A 10,705-nucleotide genomic window follows, 5' to 3' on the forward strand; every position below is an offset into this window, starting at 1 on the left:
CGTAGAGGCGCTTTTTGCCTCGTAGGAAGACGCGAAGCCACCGACCATTCTAGCCGCTGGAGCTGGATATTAAATTTAAAGTGGAGGTGGCTCGCTCAGCTCTGACCAGCTAAGGTTCTTTCGCCCTAAAGGTGCTTTTTACCTTTCGGGCGGAAGGTTCTTAGATGCGAAGAGCTAGCCACCGGAACTGGATATTATCTTAAAGTGGAGACGGCTCGTTCAGAATCGCAGGGCACTTTCAACTCTCGACCTTGAAGCGCTTTTTGCTTCGAGCGAGAGAGTGAAATGACCGGAGATTCTAACCGCTGGAGCTGGATATTAACTTAAAAGTGTAGACGGCTCGTTTAGCTCTGACTGGCTAAGGTTCTCTCACTTATCTCTCTCTTTAATATCACCTAAACAGCATAAAAAACTCGCTTACTATAAAATAAGCGAGTCCTGATTTTTTCCCTTTACTTAGTTGTTACATACCTTTTTGAGTCTGCAACAATGTTTTGTAAAAACTCTTCATTTGTCTTCGTTTGACGAAGCTTACGTAAGAAACTTTCAACGAAGTCTGGTGTATCACGCATTGTTTTACGAATGCCCCATAACTTGTCTAAATGTTCTTTTGGAATTAATAGATCTTCTTTACGTGTACCAGAACGACGAATATCGATCGCCGGGAAGATACGACGTTCAGCTAATGAACGATCTAAGTGAAGTTCCATATTTCCAGTTCCTTTAAATTCCTCGTAAATAACATCGTCCATACGGGATCCTGTATCAACAAGGGCTGTTGCTAAAATTGTTAAGCTACCGCCTTCTTCAATATTACGCGCAGCTCCAAAGAAACGCTTCGGTCTATGAAAGGCAGCTGGATCGATACCACCTGATAATGTTCTACCACTTGGTGGAATAACGAGGTTGTAAGCTCGAGCTAAACGGGTAATACTATCCATTAAAATGATAACATCTTTCTTGTGCTCTACAAGACGCATCGCACGTTCTAACACAAGCTCAGCTACTTTAATATGATTTTCTGGCACTTCATCAAAAGTAGAACTTACAACATCTCCTTTAACAGAACGTTCAATGTCTGTTACTTCCTCTGGACGCTCATCAATTAAAAGTACAATTAATTCTGCTTCCGGATGATTTGTTGTAACACTATGCGCGATTTCTTTTAATAGACTTGTTTTACCAGCCTTTGGAGGCGCAACAATTAAACCACGTTGTCCAAATCCAACTGGTGCGATTAAATCCATGATGCGTGTCGGTAACTTTTTAGGTTCCGTTTCCAATTTCATTTGGCGATCTGGGTATAATGGTGTTAATGCAGGGAAATGCACACGCTCTTTTGCTGAATCTGGATCATCTCCGTTTACAGCTTCAACTTGTAATAACCCAAAATAGCGTTCATTTTCTTTCGGAGGTCGTACTTTACCAGAAACCTTATCTCCATTACGTAAATCGAAACGACGAATTTGCGAAGCTGAGATATAAATATCTTCTGAGCTTGGAGAATAGTTGATAGGACGTAGGAATCCAAATCCTTCTGATTGAATAATTTCTAATACGCCTTCCATGAAAAAGAAACCTTCTTTTTCTGCTCGAGCTTTCAAAATAGAAAAAATTAACTCTTTTTTCGTTAACTTGCTATAATACGAAATCTTAAATTCTTTCGCAAGCTCGTATAACTCTTTTAATTTCATGTTTTCTAATGCTGCAATTGACAAATTCATTCAGACACCACACTTTAACGTTATTCTCTTTTTTCATGGGTAAAGGGAAAAAATACGGAAGGCAAATAATTAATAATGAAAGGCAATAAGTTCAAGTAGGGTAATATTCACTATTGTAACCCTTTTATCTAGTTTTAATCAATACGTTGGAACACAAATACAAGAAGCGAAGACAAGAAAATTCGTCTTCGCTTCTTATTTAATTTAGTTCCAGCTCCGATAGTTAGAAAAGTCGACCATTTTAACCTTTCTGAGCGAGCCGCTTGCACTTTTTATTTAATCCAGCTTCAGCAGCTAGAATGGTCAGTCATTTCACCCCTTCCTGCGAGGCACAAAACGCCTCTTCGTCAGGAGTTCCAATGCCTTCCCCTTCTGAGCAAGCCACCTCCGCTTTTTACTTAATCCAGCTTCAGCAGCTAGAATGGTCGGTGGCTTCACTTCTTCCTACGAGGCAAAAAGCGCCTCTACGTCAGAAGCTCCATCCCCCTCCCATTCTGAACGAGCTGCTTACGCTTTTTATTTAATAACCAAGTTTGGTTTTTTATTCAAGCTATGACGACCATCTACGAAGCGAACTGTGCCTGATTTTGCGCGCATAACAAGGGATTGCGTTGTTCCTACGCTACCTTTAAATTGAACACCGCGTAATAGTTCTCCATCTGTTACGCCTGTTGCTGCAAAGATTGCATCGTCACCTTTTACTAAGTCCTCCATACGAAGGATACGATTAATGTCTTCTATACCCATTTTTTTACAACGCGCTAATTCAGCTTCGTTTTGTGGCAATAGTTTTCCGTGAATTTCTCCACCTAAACATTTTAAAGCAACTGCTGCTAATACACCTTCAGGTGCTCCACCAGATCCAAATAAAATATCTACACCTGTACGATCAAACGCTGTATTAATCGCTCCAGCTACATCTCCATCATTAATCAATTTAATGCGCGCACCAGCTTTACGAATTTCTTCGATAATTTCTTGATGACGTGGACGATTTAAAACTGTCGCTACAACATCTTCAATATCTTTATTTTTCGCTTTCGCAACTGCACGTAAGTTATCAATAATAGGCGCATCAATGTCTACCGCCCCAACTGCTTCTGGGCCAACCGCGATTTTATCCATGTACATGTCAGGGGCATGTAACAAATTACCGTGGTCTGCAATTGCAATAACAGCAAGAGCATTCCAGCCACCAGCTGCTACGATGTTTGTCCCTTCTAAAGGATCAACCGCAACGTCTACACGTGGTCCATATCCTGTACCTAATTTCTCTCCGATATATAGCATTGGTGCTTCATCCATCTCACCTTCACCAATTACAACTGTACCTTTCATCGGAATTGTATCAAATACATCACGCATAGCTGATGTTGCTGCACCGTCTGCCTCATCCTTTTTCCCGCGCCCCATCCAACGCGCTGATGATAAAGCTGCAGCCTCTGTTACACGTACTAACTCCATAGATAAACTTCTTTCCACGATAATCCCTCTCCTTTAAGTCTTTATATTTCTGCCGTATTTTGTGAATCGTGTTTTTCTATAAAGTGTACTTCCGCAAGTAGTGATGCTTCGCTTCCCCCTTGCGGAAGTATCACTTATGCGTTCTTCATTTCTTCAATTTCTTGCTTTGTCATTTGTTCTCGCCAAATGTTTGCTCCAAGCCCTTTAAGCTTGTCCACTATATTCTCATAACCTCGATCAATATGCTCAAGTCCTGTTACTTCTGTAATTCCATCTGCCATTAATCCTGCAATAACAAGTGCCGCTCCCGCTCGTAAATCACTCGCCTTCACTTTTGCACCTTGCAATAATACAGGACCAGTTACAATTGCCGAACGACCCTCTACTTTAATTTGAGCATTCATACGACGTAATTCATCAATGTGTTTGAAACGGGCACCGTAAATTGTATCTGTTACAACTCCCGTCCCGTGCGCCTTTGTTAAAAGCGTCGTAAACGGCTGTTGTAAATCCGTTGGAAAACCTGGATATACAAGCGTTTTGATATCAACTACTTTTAACTTTCTATTACCGTTCACCGTAATTTGATCATCGTTCGTTTCAACTTGAACACCAGCTTCTCTTAGCTTTGCAGTAACTGATTCTAAATGCTGAGGAATAACATTATCAACCGTTACTTCTCCTCCTGATGCAGCTCCTAGAATCATATACGTACCAGCTTCAATACGATCTGGGATGATAGTATGGTGACAACCATGTAAAGAGTCCACACCATCTATTCGGATTACATCTGTACCAGCACCTTTAATACGTGCCCCCATGCTTGTTAACAATGTAGCTACATCAATAATCTCGGGCTCTTTCGCTGCATTTTCAATAACAGTTCTACCTTTTGCTCGTACAGCTGCTAGCATAATATTAATCGTAGCTCCTACACTAACAACATCTAAATAAATACGTGCCCCGCGTAGCTCATCTGCTCTTAAATAGATGGCACCTTGTTCATTCGTAACATGTGCACCTAGCGCTTCAAACCCTTTAATATGCTGATCAATCGGCCTCGGTCCTAAATGACATCCACCCGGAAGCCCAATAACAGCTTTTTTAAAACGGCCAAGCATTGCACCCATTAAATAATAAGAAGCGCGCAATTTTTTCACTTTTCCATTTGGCAAAGGCATTGCAACCATGTTAGAAGGATCGACTACCATCTCCTCCTCCTGTCCATAAGTTACTTTCCCTCCAATTTCCTCTAGTAAGTCTCCTAACATTTTCACGTCCGAAATATTAGGGACACCACCAATAGTTACTGGAGTATCTGCTAAAATTGTCGCTGGAATTAATGCAACGGCACTGTTCTTTGCACCACTTACTCGAATTGTTCCATTTAAAGCTCTTCCGCCTTCAATTAGCAATTTTTCCATATTGAGCTCCCTTCTTGTGAATGTATTTACTTTCTATCTTTTTATAGAAAGCTCCCCTTAAGAATCTCAATTACTCTTTCCATCCCAAAACTCAATAAATAGGAAACCATTATCTTCATTTCTCCTGTAGCACGAATAGATAAAGATCAACTATTCATCGAATTCACTTTATCAATTTAGATACGTTATCACATTTATTAATAGGACTATGCACATTATTTTCTATTTAAAAACAAAAATGATAAAATCTTTAGACTTGTTCACGCTTTCATTATACAACGAAAGGAAACCGTCTAAAAGACTAGACGGTTTCCAAAACGGAATTTTATTCTTACGCTTTACCGTTAGAACCGAATTCGCGAATTTTACCAATAACAGTTGCTTTGATAGCGTCGCGGCCAGGTCCGATAAATTTACGAGGATCGTAAACTTCTTGGTCTTTGTTTAATACTTCACGAACAGCTTTTGTAAACTCGATTTGGTTCTCAGTGTTTACGTTGATTTTTGAAGTACCTAAAGAGATAGCTTTTTCGATATCAGCAGTTGGGATACCAGTACCACCATGTAATACTAAAGGTACGCCAGTGAAGTCACGAACTTGTTCCATTTCAGCGAATCCTAAGTTAGGCTCACCTTTGTAAGGACCGTGTACAGAACCTAAAGCTGGAGCTAGGCAATCGATACCTGTTGCTTCAACAAGGTGCTTACACTCTGCTGGGTCAGCGTAAATTACGCCTTCAGCGATTACGTCGTCTTCTTGTCCGCCAACTGTTCCAAGCTCAGCTTCAACAGATACGTTACGAGCGTGTGCGTATTCTACTACTTGTTTAGTAGTTTCAACGTTTTCTTCGAATGGGTGGTGAGAAGCGTCGATCATTACAGATGTGAAACCTGCATCGATTGCTTCTTTACATTTTTCGAAGCTTGAACCATGATCAAGGTGAATCGCTACAGGAACAGTGATGTTCATTTCTTCGATTAAAGCTTTAACCATAGCTACAACTGTTTTGAAACCAGTCATATGACGAGCTGCACCCTCAGATACACCTAGGATTACAGGAGATTTTTCTTCTTCCGCAGCAGCTAAGATAGCTTGAGTCCACTCTAAGTTGTTCATGTTGAATTGACCAACTGCGTATTTTCCTTCTAGTGCTTTGTTTAGCATTTCTTTCATAGAAACTAAAGGCATGGTGAATCCTCCTAAAAAACGTTTTTTGTATCCGATAAGTTCTTATCGCTGGTAGTATGACCAGAATAAGGTAAAATATGTATATATACATACCGGACTTTTTTCTACACTCAATAGGATAACAACTTGTACTCAAAAACTCAACCGTATTCACCTGCACAATAGTCCATGTAAACGCTTTTTTCCATATTTTTTATAAAAAATTCATTTTTACGCCTCTACAGCGAGCTCATTTCTCACAGCTTGACGAATTTCATCAATATCAAATGGTTTAGCAAAATGCATTAAAGCACCTAAATCTTTTGCTTCTTGGATCATATCAAGCTCTCCATAAGCAGTCATTAAAATTACTTTAATACTCTCATCAATTTCTTTTACATGCTTTAAAATCTCTATACCATCCATACCTGGAATCTTCATATCTAACACAACTAAATCTGGATTATCTTTTTTCACGATATCTAAAGCTTGAAATCCATTTGCTGCTTGGAATGTCTGATAACCTTCTTTTTGGAACACTTCATGTAATAACACACGAATGCCATATTGATCATCAACGATTAAAATTTTCCCTTCCATAACTCCCAACCTTTCTGTGTAAGTACAAGATTTAAAGCTTCTTATATCTTAACGATTAATTTTCGCTATTCTTTGGCAAATTCCTTCCTATTCTTTCTTATTTTACCGTTTCCTATTTTGTTATGCCACCATTCAATTTCACCTTTCTAAAAAAATACACTATAATGAAAGCCGGTAAACACGTACGAAGGGAGTAACATTATGTTAAAAATTTTTTCAACTCAATTAAGTGGTTATTTCTCCAGAGTTTCTCAAAAAGAGGAAATGAATATAGAAGATAGCGCCCGTCTACTTGCTCAAGCATTAATTGGCGAAGGTTTCATTTATTTACATGGTACAAATGAAATGGAGGGTGTCGTTGCTGAAGCACTATTCGGTGCTGAACCAATGAAGCAAGCAAAACGATTATTTGAAAATGGTAAAGAAGTAGAAGTAACTTCTGCAGATCGTGTACTTCTTATTAGCCGTTTTTCAACAGATGAAGAAGTTGTAGCAATAGCAAAAAGACTACAAGCAGATGGACACTCTATTGTCGGCATTTCTGCTCTTCAAGAAGGTACGGAATCACTCGAACGATATACAGACGTACATATTGATACAAAACTGTTAAAAGGTCTTATTCCAGACGATGAAGGTAATCGCTACGGATTCCCAAGTTTAATAGTAGCTTTATTTGCTTATCACGGAATCAAATTTACAATCGATGAAATGTTAAATGAATATTAAAAAAAGCGCCTTATTTCAGGCGCTTTTTTTATTACTTGCTCTCTTTATTCGTAATAGAAGCTCTTACGAAGTCATGGAACAATGGTTGTGGACGGTTTGGACGAGAAACAAGTTCTGGGTGGAACTGTGCTGCCACGAACCAAGGGTGGTCTTTTAATTCAATGATTTCAACTAGACGGCCGTCTGGGCTTGTACCAGAGAATACAAATCCTTCTTTTTCCATATCCGGACGGAACTGATTGTTGAACTCATAACGATGACGATGACGCTCATATACAACCGGCTCATTATAAGCATTGTAAGCATTTGTTTCTTCAGCAAGCTTACATGGGTATAGACCAAGACGAAGTGTACCACCTAGGTCCTCTACATCTTTTTGTTCTGGTAATAAGTCGATGATTGCATATGGTGTGTCAGGGTTGATTTCAGAAGAGTTAGCACCTTCTAAACCTAATACATTACGTGCGAATTCGATTGATGCAAGTTGCATACCTAAGCAAATTCCTAAGAATGGAACTTTGTTTTCACGAGCATATTGAATCGCAACGATTTTACCTTCTACACCACGATCGCCGAAGCCACCTGGTACAAGGATACCATCTGTATCGCCAACTAATTCTTTTACGTTTTCTGCTGTTACATGCTCAGCATTTACCCATTTTACTTCTACATCTGTGTCGAATGAGTAACCAGCATGACGAAGTGCTTCTACAACAGAAATATAAGCATCTTGAAGTTCTACATATTTACCAACAAGAGCGATTTTTGTTTTCTTAGAAAGATTACGTACTTTGTTAACTAGCGCAGTCCACTCTGTCATATCTGCAGCTGGATTGTCTAATTTTAAGTGATCACAAACGATTTGGTCCATGTTTTGTTCTTGAAGAGATAATGGAACCGCATATAAAGTATCTGCATCGCGAGCTTCGATAACTGCTTTTGTATCGATGTCACAGAATAATGCAAGCTTGTCTTTCATATCTTGAGAAACAGGCATTTCTGTACGAACAACGATAATGTTTGGTTGAATACCTAAGCTACGAAGTTCTTTAACACTATGTTGTGTTGGTTTTGTCTTCATTTCACCCGCTGCTTTTAAGTATGGGATTAACGTACAGTGAATGTACATTACATTGTCACGACCGATGTCGCTCTTAATTTGACGGATTGCTTCTAAGAATGGTAGAGACTCGATATCACCAACAGTTCCACCGATTTCTGTAATAACAACATCCGCATTTGTTTCACGGCCAGAACGATATACGCGCTCTTTAATTTCGTTAGTAATGTGAGGAATAACTTGAACTGTTCCTCCTAAATATTCACCGCGACGCTCTTTTTGAAGAACTGAAGAGTAAATTTTACCTGTTGTTACGTTGCTGTATTTGTTTAAGTTAATGTCGATGAAACGCTCATAGTGACCAAGGTCTAAGTCAGTTTCAGCGCCATCATCTGTTACGAATACCTCACCGTGTTGGTATGGGCTCATAGTCCCTGGGTCTACGTTAATGTATGGATCAAACTTTTGAATCGTTACGTTTAAACCACGATTTTTTAAAAGTCTTCCAAGAGATGCTGCTGTAATACCTTTTCCTAAAGACGATACTACACCGCCTGTTACAAAAATATACTTAGTCATGAAAAAGCTCCCTTCTACTCTGTTGTTATATAATCACCGTTGCAAAGCGCAACGTATGTAGATAACACTGTATCCATCTTATTGTTAGACTCTTTTTATTTTCTAAACAAAAAACAAAAAAGAAAATTGCTCCCCTCATCACAAAAAGTAATAAGTAGGGAGCAATTTTCTTTTATATTTACACTTTAAAAGTATTATCGTCCTTTTTTAAAGAGCCCAAAAATGATTCTACATGGACGATAATGAAAAGTCAAGAACTACAGTTCTTCCTCTTCTTCTTCTTCAGTTTCATCATACTCAAGTTCTTCTTCAGCGAAGTCGTCGTCATCTTCGTCTAAATCATCAAGATCGTCGTCATCTCCGTCTTCTTCTTCAAGAACCTTGTCCAAATCTTCTACATCATCATCTTCATCTTCAGTTATGTCTGCATCGTCGAAGTCTTCATCTTCTTCAATGTAGTCGTCAAAACCGTCTTCTTCAACTTTACGTTTCTTCTTCGGTTTTGGTTGAGGCAAGATTTCTTCATCAATTTGCTCATATGGGTACCAGCTGCGTAGCCCCCAACGATTTTCTCCTAAATTAATGAAACGTCCATCGATGTTTAAGTCTGTATAAAATTGTGCGATTTTCGCATTAACTTGCTCTTGAGATAGTCCCAGCACTTGAGCGATTTCTTGAACCAACTCGTTGAATGTCGTTGCTTGTTTTTTATCCCCTAAAACGCTATGTACAACTTCAATCATTGAACATTCTTTTAGCTCTTCTGGTGAATATTGCTTAAAATCCACTTATGCGGCACTTCCTTTCATCAAATATAACCTTATATATAACGGCCTGCTTAAAAAAATCCATACTATTCATTATAAACAAAAGTCGCACAAATATGCTACAAAAAAAACGGGAAACTTTTATAGGGTAGTAAAATTATAATTTGTCTGTTCCTTATTTCGGAAGCATATGGGCCCCTTGCAATACATACCTAATTTGCATTTCTGTATATTCTTCGAGCGTATACAGTTTTTGCAGCGCCCAGCGTCTAAATCCCCACATCTGTCCTTGTATAAAAATATTATGCGCAAGAAGCTGTATTTCTTTTTTATTTAATGTAAATGTTCCATTTTCCGTACACTGTTCTAAAATATTCTCGAACATTCCTACCATTTGAAACTCCTTTTCTAATACATATGGGAGTGATTCTTTCGGTAAAAAGCGTACCTCTTGATACATTATTAATACTTCTTCCTGTAATTCGTCCATCACTTTAAAGTAATTCGTTATCGCTATCTTTAAACTTTCTATACTCCCTTTTTCTGTACACACTACTTCCTCTAATCTTTCTTTTACATGTTCATATATACTATCACAAACTAAATACAAAACATCGTCTTTTGTACGAATGTATTCATAAAGCGTTCCAATACTAAATCCAGCCGCTTTTGCAATTTCTCTCGTTGTTGTACGCGGAAATCCTTTTTGTTTAAACAGTTGCACCGCACCTTTAATCATTTGTTCACGTCTTAACGCAACTAATTTTTCATCTTTCACCGATGCATGCACATTATGTTTAACCATTCCCTTCACCTCTCTCTATTATTTTTTGGAAGGAAAAAGCGTAGGAAAATACCTACGCTTTCGTTCCTACTTCGTTAACATACGAGAAATTACAAGCCTCTGAATCTCTTGTGTTCCTTCATATATTTGTGTAATCTTTGCATCTCGCATATAACGCTCTACTGGATAATCTTTCGTATAACCGTAACCACCAAATACTTGCACCGCTTCAGTCGTCACCTTCATCGCTGTATCTCCTGCAAATACTTTTGACATCGCTGATTCTTTTCCATACGGAAGCCCTTCTGATTCAAGCCAAGCCGCTTGATATGTTAAAAGGCGTGCTGCTTCTACATCTGTTGCCATATCCGCAAGTTTAAAGCCAATCCCTTGCTGCGCCGCAATTGGT

At 38.8% G+C, this 10,705-nt stretch carries 9 protein-coding genes and 1 pseudogene; 1 reads left to right on the forward strand and 9 read right to left on the reverse strand.

What is annotated here, in order from left to right; genetic code table 11:
* Nucleotides 1-452: 452 nt before the first annotated feature.
* The 5 genes from rho to spo0F form a co-directional block, all read right to left on the reverse strand.
* The gene (gene rho / locus HMPREF2590_RS26300) at nucleotides 453-1,724 is read right to left on the reverse strand and encodes a transcription termination factor Rho (RefSeq protein WP_001053903.1); all 1,272 of its coding nucleotides are present in this window, start codon (nucleotides 1,722-1,724) and stop codon (nucleotides 453-455) included.
* A gap of 516 nt (nucleotides 1,725-2,240) precedes the next feature.
* Nucleotides 2,241-3,206 (reverse strand): class II fructose-bisphosphatase, encoded by a 966-nt coding sequence (gene glpX, locus HMPREF2590_RS26310; RefSeq protein ID WP_000442340.1) that lies wholly within the window; start codon nucleotides 3,204-3,206, stop codon nucleotides 2,241-2,243.
* 116 nt (nucleotides 3,207-3,322) lie between these two features.
* A complete protein-coding gene (murA, locus tag HMPREF2590_RS26315) occupies nucleotides 3,323-4,612 on the reverse strand; it encodes a UDP-N-acetylglucosamine 1-carboxyvinyltransferase (RefSeq protein ID WP_000413254.1) in 1,290 nt (429 codons plus the stop codon).
* Between the two features lie 331 nt (nucleotides 4,613-4,943).
* Entirely contained in the window at nucleotides 4,944-5,801 is an 858-nt protein-coding gene (locus tag HMPREF2590_RS26320) for a class II fructose-bisphosphate aldolase (protein WP_001131855.1), read from the reverse strand.
* A gap of 210 nt (nucleotides 5,802-6,011) precedes the next feature.
* Complete coding sequence (spo0F, locus tag HMPREF2590_RS26325; RefSeq protein ID WP_000398594.1) at nucleotides 6,012-6,380, reverse strand: sporulation initiation phosphotransferase Spo0F; 369 nt, start codon at nucleotides 6,378-6,380, stop codon at nucleotides 6,012-6,014.
* Nucleotides 6,381-6,581: 201 nt separating this feature from the next.
* On the opposite strand from spo0F, the gene HMPREF2590_RS26330 reads away from it, so the two are divergent.
* Nucleotides 6,582-7,106 carry a DUF2529 domain-containing protein gene (locus HMPREF2590_RS26330; RefSeq protein WP_000912393.1) on the forward strand — a complete coding sequence of 175 codons (525 nt, stop codon included), beginning with the start codon at nucleotides 6,582-6,584 and terminating at the stop codon, nucleotides 7,104-7,106.
* A 31-nt stretch (nucleotides 7,107-7,137) separates the two neighbouring features.
* Here HMPREF2590_RS26330 and pyrG read toward each other — a convergent pair whose 3' ends face one another.
* The 4 genes and pseudogenes from pyrG to acdA form a co-directional block, all read right to left on the reverse strand.
* Nucleotides 7,138-8,745: a CTP synthase gene (gene pyrG, locus HMPREF2590_RS26335; protein ID WP_000170460.1), complete on the reverse strand. Its 1,608-nt coding sequence runs from the start codon at nucleotides 8,743-8,745 to the stop codon at nucleotides 7,138-7,140.
* Between the two features lie 257 nt (nucleotides 8,746-9,002).
* On the reverse strand, nucleotides 9,003-9,533 hold the full coding sequence (gene rpoE / locus HMPREF2590_RS26340; RefSeq protein WP_000346285.1) for a DNA-directed RNA polymerase subunit delta: 531 nt from the start codon (nucleotides 9,531-9,533) through the stop codon (nucleotides 9,003-9,005).
* A gap of 154 nt (nucleotides 9,534-9,687) precedes the next feature.
* Nucleotides 9,688-10,317 (reverse strand): TetR/AcrR family transcriptional regulator, encoded by a 630-nt coding sequence (locus tag HMPREF2590_RS26345; protein ID WP_000238599.1) that lies wholly within the window; start codon nucleotides 10,315-10,317, stop codon nucleotides 9,688-9,690.
* Nucleotides 10,318-10,383: 66 nt separating this feature from the next.
* Nucleotides 10,384-10,705, reverse strand: a pseudogene (gene acdA, locus HMPREF2590_RS26350) (acyl-CoA dehydrogenase AcdA); the annotation flags it as partial.

The sequence above is a fragment of the Bacillus sp. HMSC036E02 genome (genome assembly GCF_001836235.1).
GTDB lineage: Bacteria > Bacillota > Bacilli > Bacillales > Bacillaceae_G > Bacillus_A > Bacillus_A cereus.